Origin of the sequence: Patulibacter sp. NPDC049589, from assembly GCF_040675535.1 — a bacterium.
GTDB lineage: Bacteria > Actinomycetota > Thermoleophilia > Solirubrobacterales > Solirubrobacteraceae > Patulibacter.
Genome location: NZ_JBFAPC010000027.1, coordinates 1 through 21,589, shown reverse-complemented (window position 1 = coordinate 21,589; position 21,589 = coordinate 1). Strand labels below are relative to the sequence as shown.

At 74.2% G+C, this 21,589-nt stretch carries 20 protein-coding genes; 13 read left to right on the top strand and 7 right to left on the bottom strand.

The window, feature by feature from the left end:
- Window positions 1–43: 43 nt before the first annotated feature.
- The 10 genes from AB0L40_RS07370 to AB0L40_RS07325 all read left to right on the top strand — a co-directional run bounded on the left by AB0L40_RS07370 (window position 44) and on the right by AB0L40_RS07325 (window position 13,505).
- Complete coding sequence (locus AB0L40_RS07370) at window positions 44–1,726, top strand: ABC transporter substrate-binding protein (RefSeq protein ID WP_364351463.1); 1,683 nt, start codon at window positions 44–46, stop codon at window positions 1,724–1,726.
- Window positions 1,723–2,829 carry an ABC transporter permease gene (locus tag AB0L40_RS07365; RefSeq protein WP_364351460.1) on the top strand — a complete coding sequence of 369 codons (1,107 nt, stop codon included), beginning with the start codon at window positions 1,723–1,725 and terminating at the stop codon, window positions 2,827–2,829. The genes AB0L40_RS07370 and AB0L40_RS07365 overlap by 4 nt, the downstream gene beginning before the upstream one ends.
- Window positions 2,826–3,677, top strand: a complete 852-nt coding sequence (locus AB0L40_RS07360) for an ABC transporter permease (RefSeq protein WP_364351457.1) — start codon at window positions 2,826–2,828, stop codon at window positions 3,675–3,677. The genes AB0L40_RS07365 and AB0L40_RS07360 overlap by 4 nt, the downstream gene beginning before the upstream one ends.
- Window positions 3,656–5,362, top strand: a complete 1,707-nt coding sequence (locus tag AB0L40_RS07355; protein ID WP_364351454.1) for an ABC transporter ATP-binding protein — start codon at window positions 3,656–3,658, stop codon at window positions 5,360–5,362. Before AB0L40_RS07360 ends, AB0L40_RS07355 begins: the two co-directional genes overlap by 22 nt.
- Window positions 5,340–7,781 (top strand): molybdopterin-dependent oxidoreductase, encoded by a 2,442-nt coding sequence (locus tag AB0L40_RS07350; RefSeq protein WP_364351451.1) that lies wholly within the window; start codon window positions 5,340–5,342, stop codon window positions 7,779–7,781. Before AB0L40_RS07355 ends, AB0L40_RS07350 begins: the two co-directional genes overlap by 23 nt.
- Before the next feature lie 5 nt (window positions 7,782–7,786).
- Complete coding sequence (locus tag AB0L40_RS07345; RefSeq protein ID WP_364351448.1) at window positions 7,787–8,893, top strand: LLM class flavin-dependent oxidoreductase; 1,107 nt, start codon at window positions 7,787–7,789, stop codon at window positions 8,891–8,893.
- A complete protein-coding gene (locus AB0L40_RS07340; protein WP_364351445.1) occupies window positions 8,890–10,377 on the top strand; it encodes an FAD-linked oxidase C-terminal domain-containing protein in 1,488 nt (495 codons plus the stop codon). The genes AB0L40_RS07345 and AB0L40_RS07340 overlap by 4 nt, the downstream gene beginning before the upstream one ends.
- Before the next feature lie 145 nt (window positions 10,378–10,522).
- Window positions 10,523–10,906, top strand: coding sequence for a rhodanese-like domain-containing protein (locus AB0L40_RS07335; protein WP_364351442.1), 384 nt, complete (start codon window positions 10,523–10,525; stop codon window positions 10,904–10,906).
- Window positions 10,903–12,270 carry an FAD-linked oxidase C-terminal domain-containing protein gene (locus AB0L40_RS07330; protein ID WP_364351439.1) on the top strand — a complete coding sequence of 456 codons (1,368 nt, stop codon included), beginning with the start codon at window positions 10,903–10,905 and terminating at the stop codon, window positions 12,268–12,270. The genes AB0L40_RS07335 and AB0L40_RS07330 overlap by 4 nt, the downstream gene beginning before the upstream one ends.
- Before the next feature lie 185 nt (window positions 12,271–12,455).
- Window positions 12,456–13,505, top strand: a complete 1,050-nt coding sequence (locus tag AB0L40_RS07325; RefSeq protein ID WP_364351436.1) for a hypothetical protein — start codon at window positions 12,456–12,458, stop codon at window positions 13,503–13,505.
- Between the two features lie 67 nt (window positions 13,506–13,572).
- On the opposite strand, the gene AB0L40_RS07320 is transcribed toward AB0L40_RS07325, so the two are convergent.
- The 3 genes from AB0L40_RS07320 to AB0L40_RS07310 form a co-directional block, all read right to left on the bottom strand.
- Complete coding sequence (locus AB0L40_RS07320; protein WP_364351433.1) at window positions 13,573–14,043, bottom strand: hypothetical protein; 471 nt, start codon at window positions 14,041–14,043, stop codon at window positions 13,573–13,575.
- A 123-nt stretch (window positions 14,044–14,166) separates the two neighbouring features.
- Window positions 14,167–15,120: a DUF808 domain-containing protein gene (locus AB0L40_RS07315; protein WP_364351430.1), complete on the bottom strand. Its 954-nt coding sequence runs from the start codon at window positions 15,118–15,120 to the stop codon at window positions 14,167–14,169.
- Window positions 15,121–15,253: 133 nt separating this feature from the next.
- Complete coding sequence (locus tag AB0L40_RS07310; protein WP_364351427.1) at window positions 15,254–16,231, bottom strand: GlxA family transcriptional regulator; 978 nt, start codon at window positions 16,229–16,231, stop codon at window positions 15,254–15,256.
- A gap of 144 nt (window positions 16,232–16,375) precedes the next feature.
- Here AB0L40_RS07310 and AB0L40_RS07305 point away from each other — a divergent pair, with 144 nt between their 5' ends.
- The gene (locus AB0L40_RS07305; protein WP_364351424.1) at window positions 16,376–16,675 is read left to right on the top strand and encodes an antibiotic biosynthesis monooxygenase; all 300 of its coding nucleotides are present in this window, start codon (window positions 16,376–16,378) and stop codon (window positions 16,673–16,675) included.
- A gap of 417 nt (window positions 16,676–17,092) precedes the next feature.
- On the opposite strand, the gene AB0L40_RS07300 is transcribed toward AB0L40_RS07305, so the two are convergent.
- Window positions 17,093–18,115: a zinc-binding alcohol dehydrogenase family protein gene (locus tag AB0L40_RS07300; protein ID WP_364351421.1), complete on the bottom strand. Its 1,023-nt coding sequence runs from the start codon at window positions 18,113–18,115 to the stop codon at window positions 17,093–17,095.
- Between the two features lie 45 nt (window positions 18,116–18,160).
- Here AB0L40_RS07300 and AB0L40_RS07295 point away from each other — a divergent pair, with 45 nt between their 5' ends.
- A complete protein-coding gene (locus tag AB0L40_RS07295) occupies window positions 18,161–18,709 on the top strand; it encodes a MarR family transcriptional regulator (RefSeq protein WP_364351418.1) in 549 nt (182 codons plus the stop codon).
- A 105-nt stretch (window positions 18,710–18,814) separates the two neighbouring features.
- On the opposite strand, the gene AB0L40_RS07290 is transcribed toward AB0L40_RS07295, so the two are convergent.
- Entirely contained in the window at window positions 18,815–19,222 is a 408-nt protein-coding gene (locus AB0L40_RS07290) for a hypothetical protein (protein ID WP_364351415.1), read from the bottom strand.
- Window positions 19,223–19,287: 65 nt separating this feature from the next.
- Window positions 19,288–19,746, bottom strand: coding sequence for a nuclear transport factor 2 family protein (locus AB0L40_RS07285; RefSeq protein WP_364351412.1), 459 nt, complete (start codon window positions 19,744–19,746; stop codon window positions 19,288–19,290).
- 108 nt (window positions 19,747–19,854) lie between these two features.
- On the opposite strand from AB0L40_RS07285, the gene AB0L40_RS07280 reads away from it, so the two are divergent.
- On the top strand, window positions 19,855–20,445 hold the full coding sequence (locus tag AB0L40_RS07280) for a TetR/AcrR family transcriptional regulator (protein ID WP_364351409.1): 591 nt from the start codon (window positions 19,855–19,857) through the stop codon (window positions 20,443–20,445).
- Here AB0L40_RS07280 and AB0L40_RS07275 read toward each other — a convergent pair whose 3' ends face one another.
- On the bottom strand, window positions 20,446–21,249 hold the full coding sequence (locus AB0L40_RS07275) for an AAA family ATPase (RefSeq protein ID WP_364351406.1): 804 nt from the start codon (window positions 21,247–21,249) through the stop codon (window positions 20,446–20,448). It lies immediately after the preceding gene.
- Window positions 21,250–21,589: the final 340 nt, after the last annotated feature.

Below are 21,589 nucleotides of genomic sequence, written 5' to 3'. Positions count from 1 at the left end.
CCCGATCACCCACACCCCACTTCGGAACAAGGACCTGCATCTGATGCCCCACCACCACCGACTCCGCCGTGCACCCCTCACGGCGCTCGCGATCGCCTCGGCGAGCATGGCCCTCGCCGCCTGCGGCGGATCCGCCGCCGGCGGAGGCTCCTCGTCAGGGGACGGCGCGAGCTCGAACGCCGCCGCGTCGACCGCGAAACCCAAGGAGGGCGGGAACCTCACCTTCCTGATCCAGGACTTCCCCTCGGGCTTCGTGTCGAGCATCTCGAACATCTCGAGCTACGAAGGCAACCTCTGGGGCGAGATCACCGACAAGCTCGTCTACGTCGACGAGCAGGGGAAGGTCAGCCCCTGGGTGCTCGACACGTGGGAGACCGAGGACGACGCCAAGCGGTTCGTCCTGCACATCAAGCCGGGCGTCACGTTCTCCGACGGCGAGAAGCTCGACGCCGAGGCCGTCGTCCAGAACCTGAACGTGTGGGCCCGGGGTGACAAGGCCAAGGGCGTCTCGAAGGTCGGGCTCTTCCCCGCCCTGAACTACCAGGGCGCGAAGGCGGTCGACGACCAGACGGTGGAGGTGAGCTTCTCCAAGCCGACGCTGGGCTTCATCCCGACGCTGGGCTACCACGGCAGCATCCTGCTCTCGCCCAAGACCCTGGACAAGAGCGTCGGCCAGCAGGCCGACCTGCGCGCCAACATCGGCAGCGGACCCTTCGTCGTCAAGTCGTACAAGAAGGGCGTCCAGGCCGTCCTGGTCAAGCGCAAGGACTACACCTGGGGCCCGCCCGCGCTCAAGCACACCGGGCCGGCGTACCTCGACTCGATCACCTACAAGGTCGTGGCCGACGCCTCGACCCGCCAGCGCGCGGTCGCGGCCGGGGACGCGCAGGTCGACTTCAACCCGAACGTCGCCGACATCGACCAGTTGCGGGGCCAGGGACTGAACGTCGCGACGCCGAGGTACCTCGGCTTCGTCAACGGCTTCCAGATCAAGTCGAACCAGGCGCCCTTCGACGACGTCCGGGTCCGCCAGGCCCTGCAGCACGCGATCGATCGCCAGCAGATCCTCTCGACGATCTACCCGTCGAACTTCACGACCGTCGCGAAGTCCTTCGTCCAGTCGGGCGTCAAGGAGGTGCAGGACGAGTCCGCGCTCATCGGCCACGACCCGGAGCAGTCGAAGAAGCTCCTCGACGCAGCCGGCTGGAAGGTCGGAGCGGGCGGCGTCCGCTTCAAGAACGGCAAGCCGCTGACCTTCAACCTCATCCCGAACCCGTACGTGCCGTCCACCCAGCAGGAGGACGAGCTGATCTCGCAGCAGCTGGCGAAGGTGGGGTTCAAGGCGCCCCTGAAGATCATCCCGCTGTCGAACTACGCCGTCGTCCAGAAGCCGCCGATCCCGCCGGTGCTGCCGGTGTCGCGCAGCTTCGTCGACTTCTCGACCGTCAGCGGCGTGCTGACCGGCATCAACGGCGGTGAGGACTGGTTCGGCGTCGGCGACCGCGACAAGACGCTGAACGAGCTCTCGCGCGACATCCAGGGGGCGGCCACGAGCGCCGAGCGCGAGAAGTACGCCGGTCAGGTGCAGAAGTACCTCCTGCAGCAGGGCTACTTCATCCCGATCCTCGATCTCGTGCAGCGGATCTACCTGACCGCCGGCAACGTCCAGGGCGTCACCTACAACGGCCTGGCCTACGCCAACTTCTATACGGCGTGGCTGTCGTGAGCACGATCCCGGTCCTCGGCGACGAGCGGCCGGGAGCGCCGGCGGCGCCCGGCGCGCCGCCGCCCGCGGCCGGTGGGCGGCCGTCGGCGGGGCCGTACCTCGCCTACGCCGCACGGCGGCTGGTGCAGGCGGTCCTCGTGATCCTGCTCGCCTACGTCATCACCTTCGTGGTCCTGTCGGTCATCGGCAACAACCCGATCGCTTCGCAGCTGGCCAACCCCCAGTCCGGCCTGGGGCCGGACGAGGTCAAGCGCCTGGAGTCGTTCTACGGAGTGAACAAGCCCGTGCTGGAGCGGCTGTGGCTCGACCTCTCCCGCTTCGTCCGCGGGGACTTCGGCATCTCGCTGCAGAGCCGGCTGCCGGTCTCCGAGCTGATCAGGACGGCGTTGCCGTACACGCTGAAGCTCGCCGGGCTGGCGCTGGCCCTCTCGCTGCTCTTCGCCGCGGCGCTGGCGTTCGCCAGCCAGCGGTTCCCCTGGCGCTGGGGCCGCGAGGCGGCGCGGTCGGTGCCGTCGTTCTTCCTGTCGGTCCCGAACTTCGTGATCGGCCTGATCCTCATCCAGGTCCTCTCGTTCCACCTGCACGCGTTCAACGTGCTGGAGCCCGACGCCTTCGTCGGCACGCTGTGCGCGGCCATCGCGCTCGCGGTGCCGATCTCCGCCCCGCTGTCGGAGGTGCTGATCGCCAACCTCGACAACGAGTCCTCGCAGGAGTACGTGCTCGTCGCGCGCTCCCGTGGGCTGTCGGAGCGCAAGATCTTCCTGCGGCACCTGATCAAGCCGTCGAGCCTGCCCGCGGTCACCATGGCCGCGATCATCACCGGCGAGCTGATGGGCGGCGCGCTCGTCACCGAGGAGGTGTTCGGCCGCACCGGGGTCGGCACCGTCATGTACAGCGCGGTCTCCACGGGCGACACGCCGGTGCTGCAGGCGGTCGTCGCCCTCGCCGCGGTCGTGTTCGTGGTCGTCAACCTGGTCGCCGACCTGCTCGCGCCGCTGCTCGACCCCCGCGTCGAGATCGTCGGGCCGAAGTCCGCGCCCGGCCTCGTCCGTGGCCTGGGCCGGGGCTTCCAGGCCGGCAACCGGCTGGGGACCCGCGCATGAGCACCGTGGTCGACACCGGCCGCCGCGCGCCGTGGACCGTGGCGTCGCGACGGGTGCTCTCCGGCGCGCCCGTGTCGGTGCTGATCTCGTTCGTGGTCGTCCTGGTCCTCGTGGTCTGGGTGCTCGTCCCGTCGCTGATCACCTCGTCCAACCCGGTCGACGCCGTGCCGCTGGACAAGCTGCGCAGCCCGAGCCCCGCGCACTGGTTCGGTACCGACTACCTCGGTCGCGACGTGCTGACCCGCGTGATCTACGGTGCGCGGTCCTCCGTCCTGACGGCCGGGGTCGCCGTCGGGATCGGGTTGGTCGTCGGGGGCGGGCTCGGGATGCTCGGCGGCTTCTTCGGCGGCGTCGTCGACGCGGTGATCGGCCGGGTCGTCGACACGATGCTCGCGATCCCCGGGCTCCTGCTCGCGGTCGCCATCGTCGTCACGCTCGGCTTCCACGACATCAACGCCGCGGTCGCGACCGGCATCACCTCGATCGCGATCTTCGCGCGCATCATGCGGGCCGAGGTCCTCAAGGTCCGCCAGTCGGTGTTCATCGAGTCCGCCTACCTCCAGGGCGGTTCCCGGACGTTCGTGCTGTTCGCGCACGTGCTCCCGAACGCCTACCGCTCGGTGCTCGCCCTCGCCGTCCTGCAGTTCGGCAGCGCGATCCTCGTCATCGCGGCCCTGGCCTTCCTCGGCTACGGCTCCCCGCCGCCGGCGAGCAGCTGGGGGCTGCTCATCGCCGACGGCTCGAAGTACCAGGTCGCGCCGTGGCTCATCTACTGCCCGGCGGCCGTCGTCGTCGTCACCGTCCTCTCGATCAACAGGATCAGCAGATGGCTCCGCACCCCGAGGTAGGCACGGTCACCGTGCCCCGCACCGAAGCGCCGGCGGCGCCGCCCCCGCGTGGGACGCTGCTGGCCGTCGAGGGCCTGACCGTCGCCTACGGCGAGCGGGAGGTCGTCCACGACGTGTCCTTCTCGATGGCCGAGGGCGAGAGCCTGGCGCTGATCGGCGAGTCCGGCTCGGGCAAGACGACCGTGGCGCGCACGGTCCTGCGCCTGCTCCCCGGCGCCGCCCGGGTCACGGCGGGCGCGGTCACGTTCGCCGGCCGGGACGTGACCGCGCTCGGGGACCGCGAGTTCCGTCCGCTGCGCGGCGCGCAGATCGGCTTCGTCCCGCAGGACCCCGCCAACGCGCTGAACCCGGTGCGCGGCATCGGGGTGCAGGCGCACGAGACGGCGGCGCTGCTGCGGCTCCGCGACAAGGCGGCGGAGAAGGAGGCGATCCTGCAGGCGTTCGCGCAGGTCGGCCTGCCCGATCCCGAGCGCGTCTACCGCTCGCACCCCCACCAGCTCTCCGGCGGCATGTTGCAGCGCGTGCTGATCGGCCTGGCGGTCCTGCCGCGACCGACGCTGCTGGTCGCCGACGAACCGACGTCGGGCCTGGACGTCACGATCCAGAAGGTCGTGCTGGACCTGCTGTCCGGGCTCCGGCGCGACCTCGGCCTCAGCCTCCTGTTCATCACGCACGACCTGGCGATCGCGGCGGAGCGCGCCGACAGCCTCGTCGTGCTCAAGGACGGGGTGGTGAAGGAGCGCGGGTCGTCGCAGCGGGTGCTGTCCCGACCGGAGTCCGACTACGCGCGAGAGCTGCAGGCGGACGTCCCGGCGATCAACCCGCACCGCTACCGCGCCGCCCGCGCGGCCCGCCCGCGGACGGATCCGGGCAACCAGGTCGAGCTGCGCGCGGTGACGAAGTCGTTCGCGGCCCGCGGCGGTCCGGTCACGGCCGTGGACGACGTCTCCATCGTCGTCCCGCGCGGGACGACCCACGCGCTGGTCGGCGAGTCGGGATCCGGCAAGACCACCACGGCGCGCCTGCTGCTCGGGCTCGAGTCGCCCGACGCCGGCGAGATCGTCGTCGGCGCGGACACGCTGAACGCCCACTCGACGAAGCAGTGGCGGGCCGCTCGGCGCCACCTCCAGCTCGTCTACCAGAACCCGTTCACGTCGCTGGACCCCACGTGGAAGGTCGAGCGCATCGTCCGCGAGCCGCTGGACCGCTACGGGATCGGGCCGAAGGCCGAGCGCCGCCTGCGGGTCGCGGAGGCGCTGGAGGCCGTCGGCCTGTCGGCCGAGATGGGCACGCGCCGGCCGGGGCAGCTCTCCGGCGGCCAGCGCCAGCGCGTGGCGATCGCGCGGGCGCTGGCCATCCGGCCGGACGTGCTGGTGCTCGACGAGCCGACCTCGGCCCTGGACGTGACGGTGCAGGCGTCGATCATGGAGCTGCTGGTCCGGCTGCAGCACGAGCTCGGCCTCACCTACGTCTTCGTCTCGCACGACCTCTCGCTGGTGCGCCAGATCGCGGACACGGTGACCGTGTTGCGCGACGGCGCGGTGATCGAGAACGGCGCGGTCGAGGAGATCTTCTCCCGCCCCGAGCACGAGTACACCCGCGCGCTGCTGGACGCGATCCCCGCCGTCGCCCTCGCGGACGCGGCGGCGGACGGGCTGGGCGATGTCGCCGACGCGGCCCTCTGAGCCGGACGCGCCGCCGTCCGGGCCGGTGCCCGGGCTGCGGCGCTTCGCGTCCAGCGCGCACTGGGGGACGTACGTCGCGTCGGTCGACGCCGACGGCGCCCTGGTCGACGTGCGCGCCCACGAGGACGACCCCGACGCCGCCCCGGCGATCGGCAACGTCCTGGGGTCGCAGCGCGCGCGCTCGCGCGTCACGCGCCCGGCCGTGCGCCGGCGCTGGCTCGAGCTCGGTCCCGGAGCGGACGACCGTCGCGGCGACCCCGACGACGCGTACGTCGAGGTCGACTGGGACACGGCGCTGGACCTGCTCGCCCGGGAGCTCGACCGCGTCCGCACGGAGCACGGCAACGCGGCCATCTTCGGCGGCTCCTACGGGTGGTCGAGCGCGGGGCGCTTCCACCACGCGCAGAGCCAGCTGCACCGCTTCCTCAACCGGATCGGCGGCTACACGCGCTCGCTGAACGACTACAGCCGCGGCGCGAGCCTCGTCCTCCTCCCGCACCTGATCGGGCCGCGGACGATGCACGAGCTGCGCACGAGGCCCGTCTCCTGGGACGCGATCGCCGAGCACACCGAGCTGCTCGTCACCTTCGGCGGCCTGCGGCGCTCGAACTCCTGGGTCGTGCCCGGCGGCCACGACCGGCACGTGGGCTCCGGCTTCGCGCGCCGAGCCGGCGCGAGCACCCGCATCGTCTCCCTCGCCCCGGCCGGCGGCGACGTCTTCGGCGAGCTCGACCACGAGTGGATCCCGATGATGCCGGGCACGGACGCCGCGGTGATGCTCGCGCTGATCCACGTCCTCGTCGTCGAGGGGCTCGCCGACGACGCGTTCCTCGAGCGCCACACCGTCGGCGCGGCGCAGGTGCGGGCGTACGTGCTCGGCGAGTCCGACGGGGTCCGGAAGACCCCCGAGTGGGCGCAGGAGATCTCGCGGGTACCGGCGGACCGGATCCGCGCGCTCGCCCGCGAGATGGCGGCGTCGCGCACGCTCGTGAACGTCGTCTACGCCGCCCAGCGCGGCGAGCACGGCGAGCAGCCGGTCTTCGGCGGGCTGACCCTCGCGGCGTTCCTCGGCCAGCTCGGCCTGCCCGGGGGCGGCTTCAGCCACGGGTACGGGTCGATTGGCGACTACGGGGTCGGCACCGCGCACGTGCCGGCGCCGGTCTTCCCCCAGGGCCGCAACCCGATCGACAGCGCCATCCCCTGCGCGCGGATCAGCGACCTGCTGCTGCGGCCGGGCCAGGACTACCCCTACGACGGCGCGACCCACCGCTACCCGGACGTCCGGCTCGCCTACTGGGCCGGCGGCAACCCCTTCCACCACCACCAGAACCTCCGGCGCCTGCGGCGCGCGTTCGCGTCGCTGGAGACCTTCGTCGTCCACGAGACCCACTGGACGGCGACGGCCAAGCACGCCGACATCGTCCTGCCGGTCGCGACGACGCTGGAGCGCGACGACCTGGTGGCCGGGCCCGGGGACGCCACGCTCCGCGCCTCCTACAAGGCGGTCGAGCCGCCCGGCGACGCGCGCGAGGAGTTCGCCGTGCTCAGCGACCTCGCCCGGCGACTGGGCGCCGACCACGACGAGGGCCTCGACAGCGCCGGCTGGCTGCGCCGGCTCTACGAGGAGTGGCGCGCCGCGCCGGGGGCGCCCCCCGCTCCGGACTTCGACGCGTTCTGGGCGGACGGCGAGGTGCCGCTCCCGCAGGTGCCCTACGAGGACACCGTGTTCCGGGCCTTCCGGGCGGACCCCGACGCCCGTCCCCTCGACACGCCGACGGGCCGGATCGAGCTCTACAAGGAGGCCTTCGCCGCCTGGGGCCGGCCGGACGTCCCGCCGCACGTCGCCTGGCTGGAGCGCACCCAGTGGTGGGGGTCGCCGCTGGCCCGGGAGTTCGACCTGCACCTCGTCTGCAACCAGCCGTCGCACCGGCTGCACAGCCAGCAGGACATGGGCGCGGCCAGCCAGGCCACCAAGGTCGCCGGCCGCGAGCCGATCCGCCTGCACCCCGACGACGCACGCGACCGCGGGCTCGTGGCGGGCGACGTGGTGCGCGTCACGAGCCCGCAGGGCAGCCTGCTGGCCGGGGTGCTCGTCGGCGAGGACCTGATGCGCGGAGTCGCTCAGATGCACACCGGGGCCTGGTTCGACGGCTCGGCGCCGAAGATCGCCGACTGCGTCTCCGGCAACGTCAACGTCCTCACGCGCGACGCCGGGACCTCGGCACTGGCGCAGGCCTCCGACGGCGCCAACGTGCTCGTCAAGGTCGAGCGCCACGACGGACCGATCCCCCCGCTGCGCGCGTACGACCCGCCGCGGTTCGCGCCGGCGCGCCGCACGTCCACCACCCCGACCCGGGTCGCACCGGCCACCCGGGCCGGCCACACCCCATCTCCGACCCTCACGAATCCCGAGCGGTGACCGCGATGTCCACGAACCTGCCCACGGCCGAGCCCGCGCCCACGACGAGCACGCGAGCCCCCGGCCGCCTGCACCTGAGCTTCAACCAGCGCGTCTCGTTCGACGACGGCCCCGACGGCGCCAAGCGCGGGCTGCGCGACGGCATCGCGCTGATCGAGGCCGCCGAGCGGCTCGGCTACCAGTCCAGCTGGGCGTACCAGCGGCACTTCGACAACTACCTCTCCTCGCCCCTGCCGTTCTTCGCGGCGGCCGGCCAGCGGACCGGGCGGATCACCCTGGGCTCGGCGGTCATCCCGATGCGGTACCAGGACCCCGTCCTCCTGGCCGAGGCCGCCGGGACCACCGACCTGCTGGTCGACGGCCGGCTCCGGCTCACGCTCTCCAGTGGCCGCGCGGGCTTCGAGCCCGTCTTCGGGCACGCCCGCACCGACGCCCGCGCCGAGGGCCAGCGCCGCCTCCTGCGCTTCCTCGCCGCGGTCGAGGGCCGGACGCTCCACACGGTGCGGGAGGACGACGACGCGCTGCTCCGGGTCGGAAGCGAGCTGCGCGTCACCCCGCACAGCGACGGCCTGCGGGACCGGATCGCCTACGGGTCGGGCCACGTCGCGTCGGCCCGGGACGCCGCGGCGCAGCGCCTGCGCCTGATGACCGGCACGATCCTGCACTCCGCCGACGAGGGCCGCACGTTCCCCGAGTACCAGGCCGAGGTCATCGCGGCCTACCGCGCCGCGTGGCCGGGCCCCGACCCCGCGCCCCCGGTCACGGTGGCCGCGTCGATCCTGCCGGCGACGACGCCGGAGCTGGCCGCGAAGTACGAGGCGTACGACCTCCAGCGCCGGACGGAGGGACCGGCCGCGTCGAGGCCCAGGGGCGCCCTCGTGCACGACCTCTCCAAGCGGCCGGCGGACCTCGGATCGCTCCTCGTCTCCCCGGTCTTCCGTGGCGATCCCGACGCGATCGTCGAGGCGCTGCTGGCGGATCCGGGCATCCAGGCCGCCGACGAGATCGCCCTCTTCCTGCCGCCCGCCTTCGGCCTGGACGAGAACGTCCGCGTCCTCCGGGACATGGCCGCGCACGTCGGTCCCGCCCTCGGGTGGACCCCGGCCACGTGAGCCCGTCGGCCCCCAGCACGGACGGCCGTCCGGCTTCGGTCGACGAGGCGGACCCCGAGGGCCAGGTCGACGGCGAGGCCTCGGCTGCGACGGACGGCGTGGCGATCGCCGCGCCCCCGTCCGCCGATGCGGCCGCTCCGCCGCCCTCCGACGACGCCATCGCCGCGGCGCTGGGCGCCGTCGTCGGCGCGGAGCACGTCGAGCGCGGGGTCCCGCTGGGCGACGCCAGCGGCCTGACGGCCGTCGCGCCCGTCGTCGTCCATCCGGGCGACGCGGAGGAGGTCGCGAGCACCGTCGCGTGGGCCTACGGCCACGGCGTGGCGATCGTGCCCGTCGGAGGCCGGACCGGATACTCCGGCGGGATCGTGCCCGAGGGCGGAGCGCCGCAGGTGGCGGTCGCGCTGGACCGCCTCGACCGGGTCCGCTCCTTCGATCCGCTGCTCTGGCGGGCGGAGGTCGAGGCCGGCGTCACCACGGCCACCGTCCAGCGGCTGGCCCGCGAGAGCGGCCTGCACTTCCCCCCGGACCCCGGGGCGCCCGAGCAGTCCCAGATCGGCGGCAACCTGGCCACGAACGCCGGCGGCCCCCACGCCTTCAAGCACGGGGTCACCGGCCGCTGGGTCACCGGGATCGAGGCCGTGATCGCGCCCGGCGAGCTGGTGCGCTTCGGCGGGCCGCTGCGCAAGGACGTGGCCGGCTACGACCTGCGCGGCCTCCTGATCGGCAGCGAGGGCACCCTCGGGATCATCACCGCCGCGTGGCTGCGGTTCGTGCCGGCGCCGCCGACGGCGGTCCCGGTCGTCGCCGGCTATGGCTCGATCTCCGCGGGCGTCGAGGCGATCCGGGCGGTGCTCGCCTCCGGCGTCGTCCCCGCGACGCTGGAGTACGTCCAGGGCACCGCCCTCCGGCACGCCCCGCCGCCGTTCCTCGACGCCCGCGACGTGGACGTCCTCGTCGTCGCCGAGGCCGAGTCCGACGCCGAGCGCGTGGCGCTTCTGGACGCCCTCGGCCCGGGCGCCCGGGTCCACGACGCCGCGGAGGTCTGGCGTTGGCGCAGCGGCGTCTCCCTCGTCGTCCGGGCGGTGCGGGGCGAGAAGCTGGCCGAGGACATCAGCGTCCCGCTCGACCGCCTGGCCGAGGCGATCCAGGGGACGCTGGACATCGGTGCCGAAGTCGGCCTCGAGGCGACGTCCTGGGGCCACGCCGGCGACGGCAACCTCCACGCGACCTTCCTCTACGACCCCGCCGACCCCGAGCACATCCGCCGCGCGCAGGCGGCCGCGAACGCCGTCTTCGACCTCGCCCGCGAGCTCGGCGGGTCGGTCAGCGGCGAGCACGGCCTCGGCGTCCTCAAGCGCGGCCAGCTGCTCGGCCAGTGGTCGTCCTCCGCCGTCGCGGCGCACGAGGCGATCAAGCACGCGCTGGATCCCGCGAACCTCTTCAACCCCGGCAAGAAGCTCGGCCGGCCGACGCCGGACGGCTGACGGCTGGAGCCGCACCACGACCGGCGGCGCCCGCACGGGCGCGCCGCCGGACGCCGGCGACCCGACCCGCGTCCGAGCACACCACCTCTGCCCCGCAGGCCCCCGCCTGCAATCCCCCCGAACACCCGAACCCGAAGGACCGGACATGACCGACACCACCACCGCCTGCGACCTGCCCTCCACCCCCGAGACCCCCACCGCCGCCGTGCTCGTCTCCCCCGTCGTGGCCGCCGCCGCGGTGCGCGGCGGCGCGCGCTTCATCGACGTCCGCAGCGCCGGCGGCCGCGAGCGGACCGGCGGCCTCCCGGAGGCCGAGATCGTCGACCGCGAGCGCCTCGAGGAGACGTTCGACGACCACGAGCCGGGGCGCCCGATCGTCGTCATCTGCGGTTCGATCAACGGCTCCGGACCCGTCGCGGAGGAGCTCATCCGGCGCGGGTTCACCGACGTCGTGCACGTCGACGGTGGCTTCCCGGCCTGGAAGGACGCCGGGCTCCCGACGACCGAGGCGACCGCGCCCGCCGCATGACGGTGACCGCGGCGGCACCGTTCGGCGCGCTGGTCGCGGAGCTGTCGGACTGGTCCGTCGCGCCGGCCGACCTCGTCGCGGCCAGTCGCGACCGCTCCGGGTCGCCCGTCCTGCGGGGGGCCGCGCTGCTCGTGCGCGCCCGCTCGGTCACGGAGGTCCAGGCCACCCTGCGGTTCGCGACCGCCCACGGCCTGCCGGTCGTCACCCGGGGCGCCGGCAGCGGGGTGGCGGGCGGGGCGATCGCGGGGCCGGACGCGATCGTGTTGGACCTCTCGCGGCTGGACCGCATCCTCGCGATCCGCCCGGACGACCAGGTCGCGGTCGTGGAGCCGGGCGTGATCACGGCGGACCTCGACGCCGCGGCGGCCGCCCACGGCCTCTTCTACGCCCCGGATCCGGGCAGCGTCGCGATCTCCACGATCGGCGGCAACATCGCCACCAACGCCGGCGGGCTCCGCGGCGCGAAGTACGGCGTCACCCGCGACGCCGTCCTCGCCCTCGACGTCGTGCGCGCCGACGGCCGGCTGTTGTCGCTCGGCGCGCCGGTCCTCAAGCGGGTCACGGGCTACGACCTGCTCGGGCTCTTCGTCGGCTCGGAGGGCACGCTCGGCGTGATCGTCGGCGCGACGCTCCGGCTGCTCCCGCGCCCCGTCGCCACGAGCACGGTCGCCGCGTTCTTCGACGACGTCCGGCAGGCCGCGGACGCCGCGATCGCGGTGCGCAGCAGCGGCGTCCGGCCCGTGACGCTCGAGCTCGTGGACGGCGCGACGCTGGAGGCCATCGACGCGCTCGAGGGCACGTCGTTGCGCGCGTCCGGGGCCGCGTTCCTGCTCGTGCAGACCGACGGGCACGCCGCCGCGATCGAGGCAGCGGTGGTCGCCGACGTGCTCGAGCCGCTGGCCCGCGTCGTCGAGCGGTCCGACGATCCCGCGCGCAGCGCCGAGCTCACGACGGCGCGCCGCCAGGCCCTGCCGGCGCTCGAGCGGCTCGGGCGCGTCCTGATCGAGGACATCGCCGTGCCCCCGTCGCGCCTCGCCGAGGCGATCGACGGGATCCACCGCATCGCCGAGCGTACCGGCGCCCGCATCTTCGTCTTCGCGCACGCGGGCGACGGCAACGTCCACCCGATCGTGGTCGTGGACCGCGACGCCGACGACGTGCCCGAGCACGTGGCGGAGGCGGTCGAAGCGGTCTTCGCGCTCGCACTGCGGCTCGGCGGCACCGTGACCGGCGAGCACGGCATCGGGCTGCTCAAGCGCGACTGGGTCGCGCGCGAGGTCGGCGAGGACGTCGACCGGATCCAGCACCAGATCAAGTCGCTGCTCGATCCCGGGGGGATCCTCAACCCGGGCAAGGCGATCTGAGGGGGCTCGGTGCCGGGTCCCGGGGACGCCCGGACCCGATCGGCGACGACGAGGACCGGATGGGGCTGCGCGGCCCGAACCCTGGAACTCGACCCCGGGCCTCGGATATCTTGCGGTCGACCGGCGGGCGGGGTGTTCGCGCCCCGCGTCGTCCGGCGGACCGATCCCCCGATCCTCACTCCCCCATGCCCAAGATCCCCCTCTGGCCGGCCGCCGTCGTCGCGGCGTCCGTCCTCGCGGCCGCGCCGGCCGCCCACGCCGCGTCACCCGCCGCGACCGTCACCGCCACGCCGATCACCAAGGCGCTGACGACCAAGGGCGCCAAGGCGACCGTCACCGTCGCCAACACCGGCAAGGGCCGGCTCACGGGCCTGTCGCTCCGCGCCGCGGGCCTCAAGGGCGTGACCGCCAAGATCACCGGCGCCAAGCGCGGCGTCCGCACGCTCAAGCCCCTGAAGGCCGGGGCGAAGGTGCGCGTGACCGTCTCGCTGCGACGCGCGAAGTCCGGGCCGAGCGCCGGGACCTTCGGGCTCCGGCTGCGGCGGGGCTCCAAGCCGCTGGCCTCGGGCCGGATCGCGTTCGGGCCGAAGGCGAAGCCCGCCCCCGCGCCGAAGCCCGAGACGCTCGACGGCCGCTACTACTGGGGCTCGCAGTACACCCTCAACGGCATCCAGCAGTACACGTTGCTCTTCACGGGCCCGTCCTTCGTCTTCACCGGCGACGCCGAGGGCTCGTTCCCGACGTGCGCCGCGGTGAGCGACACCTGCAAGCCCTACACGTTCGACCCGAAGACGAAGGCGCTGACGATCGACGGCAAGCCCGCGACGATCGAGGGCGACAAGCTCACGCTCGACGGCCAGGCGCACTTCCTGCTCGGCGCCCCGACGCCGGGCGCGAAGTGGGACACCGTCCTCACGTACTCCAACAGCAGCGGCCTCTGCCCGCTGTACTGCAACTACTTCACGGAGAACCTGACGTTCCGCCCCGACGGGACGTTCATCCGCGGCGCCGTCGCGTCGGGGAGCGGTCCGGTCGTCGACTACGCGTCGGTGCCGGCGGACCAGAAGGGCACCTACGAGATCCGCGCGGACCGGACGCTGCGCCTGGCGTTCGCCGACGGCAAGGAGCGGATCGAGACGCTCGGGATCTTCCCCGACGACGCGGGCGCCTACCCGGCCAACCCGTCCGCCGGCGTCGTCCTGGACGGCGACGGGTACTTCGACATCCGGGACTGACGGACGGCGGGTCGCGCCGCGCGCCACGCCGGCGCCGCCGGCGTGGCGCGCCTCCGCCGGGGGCGGATCAGCGCCAGGTCCACGCTCGGCGGACGCCCTCGACGACGCCGCGCATCCGCGGGCCGTCGCTCGCCGGACCGTTGACCTGGAGCGAGTACATCCGGGAGCCGCGGCTGCCGACGAGCGTGCGGACGAGGACCTGGCCACCGGCCGCGGCGGGCACGTAGGTGTCGAACACGACCGCGCGGGTGCCGCCGAGCCGGGTCGGGTCCCGGACCACGAACCGCGCGCCGCGGATCCGCTGGTCGTCGAAGGACTCCTTCGTGCCCGCGATGACGTCGCGGACGTTCTTGCCCGTGTCCTCCGGGGCGAGCTTCCAGCCGTCCGGGACCGCCGTCCTGCCGTCGCCGACATCGAGCCGCACGTCGCGAGGCGCCGTGGATCCCGGCCGATCCGGCGCGTCGTCGCCCCCGCCGCACCCGACGACCCCCAGGCCGACGACGACGGCGAGCCCGGCGATCCACACGCGTCCGATCACCCCGTTCACTCTACGGCCGCCGAACCCGACCGACGACGAATCGACCGCCGGATCCCGGCCCCACCCGCGCCGGGCGCGCGCGTCACCGCCTGCGGCCGCCGGCCGGGACCGGCCGCGCCGCGCTCAGTGCGCGGCGCCCGCCTCGGCGTCCCCGCGGTGGTGGAACCGCAGGACCACCGCGACGACGATCGCGCCGACGACGATGCCGAGGACCGCCGAGGCGGCGGTGTTGGTCAGCCAGCCGCCCACGCCGCCGAACGCGCCCAGGTGGTGGTGGACGCTCTCCTCCCAGTGGTGCACGCGCTCGTAGAGCCCCTCGGCGCCGAGGTCCTTCAGTCCGACGAGGAGGATGTGGCCGCCGACCCAGAGCATCGCGGCGATGCCGACCGTCGACAGGGTCGAGAGGACCACCGGCATGCCGCGGACCATGCCGCGGCCGAACGACGCGACGCCGCCGTCGCCGGTGCGCGCCAGGCGGAGGCCGACGTCGTCCATCTTCACGATCAGCGCGACCGCGCCGTAGACGATCGTGGTGATCACGAAGGCGACGACGACGAGGATCAGCGCGCGGGCGAGGAACGGCTCGTGGTCGACCTCGTTCAGCGAGATCACCATGATCTCCGCCGACAGGATGAAGTCCGTCCGGACCGCGCCCTTGACGAGCGTCTCCTCGTCGGCGGGCTCCTCGGTGGCGTCCGCCTCCGCGTGCTGGTGCCGGTGCGGGCCGACGGCCTCCCACAGCTTCTCCGCACCCTCGAAGCAGAGGTAGCAGCCGCCGATCATCAGGATCGGCGTCAGCAGCCAGTCGACGAACTGGCTGAGCACCAGGACGACCGGCAGGATGAAGAGGATCTTGTTTCGCAGCGACCCGATCGCGATCCGCCGGATCATCGGCAGCTCGCGCTCGGGCTTCAGGCCCTGCACGTAGCGCGGGGTGACGGCGGTGTCGTCGACGATCACGCCGACGGCCTTCACGCTCGCCCGGCCGGCGCCCGCGGCGACGTCGTCGATCGACGCGGCGGCAGCGCGGGCCAGGACGGCCACGTCGTCGAGCAGCGCGGCGAGCCCGGCGCTCATGCGGCCGCCCCGTCGCCGGTCGCCCGGCCGAGCGGTCCGGCCTGCCGCGGGAGGGATCCTTCGAACATGGCGGGGACCGTAGTGGACCGCGGCCGGATTGGCGCGTCGGCGCTGGTGAAGATCCTGGTCGGGGTCAGCCCGCGGCGCTCGTCCGGAAGCGCCCGCGGTAGTCCGCCGGCCCGACGCCGATGACGCGCAGGCAGGCGCGGCGCAGGGTCTCGGCGCTGCCGAAGCCGCAGCGGGCCGCGATCTGGTCGACCGGCGTGGTCGTCCGCTCGAGCAGCTCGCGGGCGGCCTCGACGCGCACGCGCTCGACGAACCGCGCCGGCGTCGTGCCCGTCTGGTCGAGGAAGCGCCGGCGGAAGTGGCGCTCCGACAGCGACGCCCGGCGGGCGAGCGCCGCCAGGGAGTGGTCCGCCGCCGGGTCCGCGACGACGTCGTCGAGCACGGCGCGCAGCGGCGCGGTCACGTCGGCGGCGATCCCGAGGCGCTCGGAGAACTGCGACTGGCCGCCGGGCCGCTGGAGGAACATGACCGTCCAGCGCGCGACGGCGCGGGCGACGTCGGCGCCGTGGTCCTCCTCCACGAGGGCGAGCGCGAGGTCCATCCCGGCGGTCGCCCCGGCCGACGTCGTGACCGGCCCGTCGCGCACGAAGATGCGGTCGGGCTCGACGGTGACCATCGGGTGACGCCGCGCGAGCTCGTCGCAGAACGCCCAGTGCGTCGTCGCCGTCCGACCGTCCAGCAGTCCCGCCTCGGCCAGGTGGAACGCACCGGCGCAGACCGAGCAGGTGCGCCGCGCGCCGTGCGAGATGCGCTCGATCGCGGCCGGGAAGCGCGGGTCGGTACTGCCCTGGGGCGACGCCATCCCGCCGCCGACGATCAGCGTGTCCACGCCGCGTGAGCGCACCTGGCCGAGCGACAGGTCCGCGGCGATCCGCATCCCGCCCGAGGCGCGGACGGGCCGGCCGTCGAGCGTGGCGATGCGCACGTCGTACCCGGCGCCGTCGCCCAGCACCTGGGTGGCCGCGTCGAAGATCTCGAGGGGCCCGGCGACGCCGATGGTCTGCATCGCGTCGGAGGCCACGAGCACGACCGTGCGGAGCGTCATGCCGTCACTCTACGCGCGGCCGGTCCGGCCGCAAGGACGGGAATCCCTCGGATCCGGCCACCGTCGCCCGCGCCCCGCCGCGGTCGGCCTAGCGTGCCGGCCACGCCCTCGGAGGCGTCCAGCACGAACGAAGGAGCAGGTCCCATGCCCGCATTCGGGTTTCTCGTCGAGTTCGAAGCGCAGCCCGGGAAGGAGCAGGCCGTCGCGGACTTCCTCGTCGAGGCCAAGGCGATGGTCGACGCGGAGCCCGGGACGCTCGCCTGGTTCTCGTTCCGGCGCGGCGAGCGCTCGTTCGCGATCTTCGACGCGTTCGCGACCGAGGAGGACCGCGAGACGCACCTGCACGGCGAGGTCCGCAAGGCGCTGGAAGCCCGCGGCGGCGACCTGTTCGCGGTGACGCCGACGATCACGCCGGTGGACGTCCTGGCGTCGAAGCTGCCGTGACGCCTCCCCCGCGCCGCGATCCGCGGCGCGGGGGCTCGTCGCGTCGGCTGCCGCTTCGGCCCGCTCAGCTTGACCGTCGTCGTCGCGACCGTCGTGCCGGAGACGCCCTTCAGCGTGACCTTCAGCGTCACCTTCAGCGTCACCTTCGTGCCCTTCGCCAGCGCCTTCAGGACGGCCTTCGTGGCGGTGAAGGTCACCGAGCGAGGTGCCGGGGGTGACCGTCACGGTCTTCGTGACCGCAGCCGAGCCGGACCGCCACCGCGGGCGCCGGCTCGGCGCCCGGCGTGGGGCCGGGACCGACCGCCACGGCGACGGGCACGAGGACGTCGAGGGACAGGGCTCGGGTGACACGCATGCCCGACGGGACACCCAGCCGGCACGATCCGTACCGTCGGCGCGCGAGGACACGGCCGGCGCTCACCCGGCGCGGTCGGCCTCGCCCGGGACGAGGACGGTCCGGGCGCCCGCCGGGCGATCGGCGGTCCACGCGGCGTGCACGTCGCGCAGCGGGACCGGCACGGCGTCGATCGCGTAGTGGTCCGTGGCGACGTGGGCCGCGAGAAGCGGCAGCTCCTCGACGATGTCCCGCGTGGGCACCGCCCCCTGGCCGCTGCCGACGAGCTGCAGGCGGGCGGCGCGCAGCCACTCCGAGCGGAGCGGGATCTCGAGGCCCGCCATCGACCCGACCTGGATCCAGTCCAGCGGCCGGCTCCGATCGCTGCGGCGCCCGAGGACGGCCGGCAGCGCCCGCTCCGTGGCCGTGCCCCAGAGGTAGTCGATCACCACGTCGACGTCCGCGTCGTCGGCGGCGCCGGCCAGCGCGCGGTCGACGGCCTCCGGGTCGCCGGTCAGCGGGACGACGTGGTCGGCGCCGAGCCCCGGCAGCAGCGCCATGCGGTCGGGGTCGCGGCCGGCGGCCACCACGGTGCCCGCCCCGAGGTGCCGGGCGACCTGGATCGCCATGCGGCCCGCGTTGCCGGTCGCGCCGAGCACGAGGACGTTCATCCCGGGCCGGAAGGCGATCCGGCGACGCAGTGCGATCCACGACGACATCGCCGGGTTCACGGCGGCCGCGACCGCGACGACGTCGATGTCGTCGGGGAGCACCGCGGACCGCCGGCGGTCGATCACGGCACGGCCCGCCATGCTGCCCCGGTCCGTGTCGGGCAGGACGAAGTAGCGCAGCTCGCCGTCGGCGGTCCGGCCGACCCCGTCGATCCCCGGGACGATCGGCAGCGCACCCGTGCTCTCGTAGTGCGAGCCGTCCGCCTGGGAGCGCACCCTCGGGTGCAGCGCTGCGGCGAGCACGTCGATCACGACCTCGTGGTCTCCCGCGGGCTCGGGTTCGGGGACCCGCTCGTGACGCGGCGGCTCGGAGAAGGATCGGACGACGGCGGCGTGCATGGCGACTCGGTTCGGCGACTTGATGGTTCGTGGCACGAACCACTATAGTTCGTGGCACGAACATCATCAAGCAGGAGCGCCGTGCCCGTACCTCCCGACCTCCCACCTCCCGACGCCGGGACGACCGTCCAGGGCGATCCGCTCGTCGACGCCCTCGCGCAGCTGGCGTTCGCCGTCCAGGCCGTGATCACGGACGTCGCGACGTCGCGAGACCTCACGACCGTGCAGACCCGCCTCCTGGGCATCCTCCGCGACCGTGAGGTCGGGATGCGCGAGCTCGCGGACCTCATGGGCCTCGAGAAGTCGAGTGCGACGGGACTCGTGGACCGCGCGGCCCGCCGCGGTCTGGTCGAGCGGTCGACCCGTCCCGACGACGGGCGCGCGGTCCGCGTGGCCCTGACCGAGGCCGGGCGATCGCTGGCCGCCGAGGCCGGCGCCGAGATCGGGCAGGGGGTCCGGCGCCTGTGCGATCCCCTCGCCCCCGACGACCGCGAGCGCCTCATCGCCTTCGCCGCCGCGATCACGGCCTCGGCGAGCCCCGGCCGCTCGCCTGCAGCGGAGCACCGGGTCCGGGGCGCACGCGCGTCGTGCGGGGGGACCGGGACGCGCACGCAGGTGACCCACCCGTGACAGAGAGGTCCGCCCGTTGCTGAGCGAGGACGCCCGCGTCAGGGCGCTGGTGCGGATGGCCACGCTCCTGGCCACCACCTTGGACGCGATGGATCGGCGGCCCGCTCACCCCGACGAGCTCGGCCTCGTCGTGATCCTGACCTCGGCGCTGGACCGGCACCTCGCCAGGAGGCGGTGCTGCTCCACCAGGTCGGGCGCATGGTGGACCGGGCAGCTGAGCGCCTTGGACTTCAGCGTCACGACGTCGACGGCCTTCGGGTCGTCGATCGTCACGATCTGCCCGAACGGGTTCAGCACCTCGACGTAGAGCGTCAGCTGCCCGACCGACTGCGACGTGAAGATCCAGTCGATGCCGTCCGGCGCCGCCGCGGCGATCTCGGCACGCAGGTCGCCGCGGTGGTTCACGGTGGCCTCGGCGCCGCGGCCGAGGACCCACTCGTCGGTCTCCGGCCGCGAGGACGTGGCGAGCACGCGCACCCCGGGCAGCAGGATCTCGGCGCGCTGGAGGACCATCGACCCGACCTGGGGGGCCGACCCGGGCCGACGGGCGCGGGCGGCGGCCGGGGGCACGCCGCCGGTCAGCGCAGCGGGAATGTCTCGCCGTGCTCGGCCTCCGGGCGCGGGCCGAGGATACGGCGGTCCGCCGCGGCGATCGCGACGTCGTTGATGCTCGCCTCGCGGCGGGCCATCAGGCCGTGGGCGTCGAACTCCCAGAGCTCGTTGCCGTAGCTGCGCCACCACTGGCCCTCGGCGTCGTGCCACTCGTACTGGAAGCGCACGGCGATCCGGTCGTCGGTGAACGACCAGAGGTCCTTGCGCAGCGCGTACTCCTGCTCGCGCTCCCACTTGCCGGCGAGGAACGCCTCGATCTCGGCGCGGCCCCGCACGAACGTGTCGCGGTTGCGCCAGACCGAGTCCTCGGTGTAGGCCTGGGCCACGCGCTGGGGGTCGCGGCTGTTCCACCCGTCCTCGGCGGCCTGGACCTTCTTGGCCGCGGTCTCGGCGGTGAACGGGGGCAGCGGCGGGCGATCGCTCATGTGCGGGCCTTCGTCGGGCGGTTCGGGAAGGGCCGCGGAGCGCCCCTCCTCGCCCGGCACCCGGGCGAGAACGGTGGTTCTCAGCGGCGCGCTGTACGGTAGAGAACCGTGGTTCTCCCGTCAAACGCCCCCACCTCCGAGGAGGCCGACGCCCGCGTCCGCGCCCTCGACGCCGCGGAGGGCCTGTTCTACGAGCGCGGGGTCCGGGCGGTCGGGATGGACGACGTCCGCGACCGCGCCGGGGTGCCCCTGAAGCGCCTGTACGGGCTCTTCGGGTCCAAGGAGGACTTGGTCGTCGCGATGCTGCGTCGGCGCGACGTCCGCTGGCGCGGCCGCGTCACCGCCCACGTCCGCACCCACGCCGACCCGGACGAGCGGCTGCTCGCGGTCTTCGACTGGCTGCTGGAGTGGTTCGGCGAGGCCGGCTACCGCGGCTGCGCGTGGATCAACATCTTCGGGGAGCTCGGCGCGACGTCGGACGCCGTGGTCGACGAGGCCCGCGCGCACAAGGCGGCGTTCGCCCGGGACATCGGCGTCCTCGTCGCCGAGGCCGGGCGGCCCGCCGCGCTGGCCGACCAGCTGGTCCTGCTGGCGGAGGGCGCGATGGTGACCTCCGCGATCACCGGGACCCCGGCACCCGCGACGACCGCGCGGCAGGCCGCGGCGGCGCTGCTGGCGGCGGGCGGGCCGGCCCCCTGATCAGTCGATCGCGACGGCCAGGTCCTCGGCCGTCAGCAGCCGCATCTCGTCGGCGCCCGGCGCCGGACCCGCGGTGAGCAGCCGGTCGGCCTGGGCGGCGATCAGGTCGTCGAAGAGGTTGCGGACCGTGCGGGCGTTGGCGAACGTGTCGTCGCGGCGGTCGTGCCACTCCGCCAGCGTGTGCGCCGCGCCGGCGCGGGCCGGTGGTGCGAGCGCGTAGTCGCTCTCGGCGCAGAACCGCTCGAGGATCGCGAGCAGCTCGTCGGGGCCGTAGTCGGCGAACGCGATGGTCTCGGAGAAGCGACTCGCCAGGCCCGAGTTCGACGCCAGGAACGTCTCCATCTCGACCGTGTAGCCGGCGCAGATGACGGCGAGGCGGTGACGATCGTCCTCCATCCGCTTCAGCAGGGCGGAGATCGCCTCGCCGCCGAAATCGGACGGTCCGCCGCCCGAGAGCGCGTAGGCCTCGTCGATGAAGAGCACGCCGTCGAGCGCCGAGTCGACGACCTCGTTGACCAGCGGGGCGGTCTTGCCGACGTAGCCGGCGACGAGCCCGGAGCGGTCGACCTCGACCAGCCGGTCGGTGGCCAGCAGCCCGAGCGCGCGGTAGAGCCGCCCGTAGAGCCGTGCCACGGTCGTCTTGCCGGTCCCCGGACCGCCGCAGAAGACGAGGTGCAGCGAGACGTCGGCGACCTTCAGGCCGGCGGTCTCGCGCAGGGCCCGCATCCGCAGCAGCTGGGCGGTGCGGCGCACCTCGCGCTTGACCTCGGCCAGGCCGACGAGCGCGTCGAGGTCCGCCAGCACCGCGGCGAACGCCTCCTCGTCGACCGCGCGGGAGGACGGCGCCGGGGACGACGGCAGCGGGCGGGTCGGGCGGGCCGGGCGCGGGGCGTGGGCGCCGCCGGCGGTCGGCGGGGTCGTGCCGGGACCTCCTGCGGGCGGGGCGTCCCCGGGGCGCGCGGGCCCCGACGGGGAGCCGGCCGGCGGAGAGCCCGCGGGCGGCGAGCCGGCGGGCCACGTTCCGCCCGCACGCGGCGCGGTCACTCCACCGCCACCGCCGGCCGCCGTGCCGGGACGTGTCTCCGCCCTAGCGGCTTCTTGGCCGAGCGGTCGAGCAGCACGGAGGCGTAGTACTCCGTCGCGA

Excerpts from the sequence above, each read along its gene's own strand:
- AB0L40_RS07350 (WP_364351451.1), top strand. The coding sequence starts at position 5,340 with ATGTCGCCGACGCGGCCCTCTGAGCCGGACGCGCCGCCGTCCGGGCCG.
- AB0L40_RS07290 (WP_364351415.1), bottom strand. The coding sequence starts at position 19,222 with ATGGTCCTCCAGCGCGCCGAGATCCTGCTGCCCGGGGTGCGCGTGCTC.
- AB0L40_RS07305 (WP_364351424.1), top strand. The coding sequence starts at position 16,376 with ATGCCCGCATTCGGGTTTCTCGTCGAGTTCGAAGCGCAGCCCGGGAAG.
- AB0L40_RS07360 (WP_364351457.1), top strand. The coding sequence starts at position 2,826 with ATGAGCACCGTGGTCGACACCGGCCGCCGCGCGCCGTGGACCGTGGCG.
- AB0L40_RS07370 (WP_364351463.1), top strand. The coding sequence starts at position 44 with ATGCCCCACCACCACCGACTCCGCCGTGCACCCCTCACGGCGCTCGCG.
- AB0L40_RS07355 (WP_364351454.1), top strand. The coding sequence starts at position 3,656 with ATGGCTCCGCACCCCGAGGTAGGCACGGTCACCGTGCCCCGCACCGAA.
- AB0L40_RS07285 (WP_364351412.1), bottom strand. The coding sequence starts at position 19,746 with ATGAGCGATCGCCCGCCGCTGCCCCCGTTCACCGCCGAGACCGCGGCC.
- AB0L40_RS07325 (WP_364351436.1), top strand. The coding sequence starts at position 12,456 with ATGCCCAAGATCCCCCTCTGGCCGGCCGCCGTCGTCGCGGCGTCCGTC.
- AB0L40_RS07315 (WP_364351430.1), bottom strand. The coding sequence starts at position 15,120 with ATGAGCGCCGGGCTCGCCGCGCTGCTCGACGACGTGGCCGTCCTGGCC.
- AB0L40_RS07330 (WP_364351439.1), top strand. The coding sequence starts at position 10,903 with ATGACGGTGACCGCGGCGGCACCGTTCGGCGCGCTGGTCGCGGAGCTG.
- AB0L40_RS07310 (WP_364351427.1), bottom strand. The coding sequence starts at position 16,231 with ATGACGCTCCGCACGGTCGTGCTCGTGGCCTCCGACGCGATGCAGACC.
- AB0L40_RS07345 (WP_364351448.1), top strand. The coding sequence starts at position 7,787 with ATGTCCACGAACCTGCCCACGGCCGAGCCCGCGCCCACGACGAGCACG.
- AB0L40_RS07335 (WP_364351442.1), top strand. The coding sequence starts at position 10,523 with ATGACCGACACCACCACCGCCTGCGACCTGCCCTCCACCCCCGAGACC.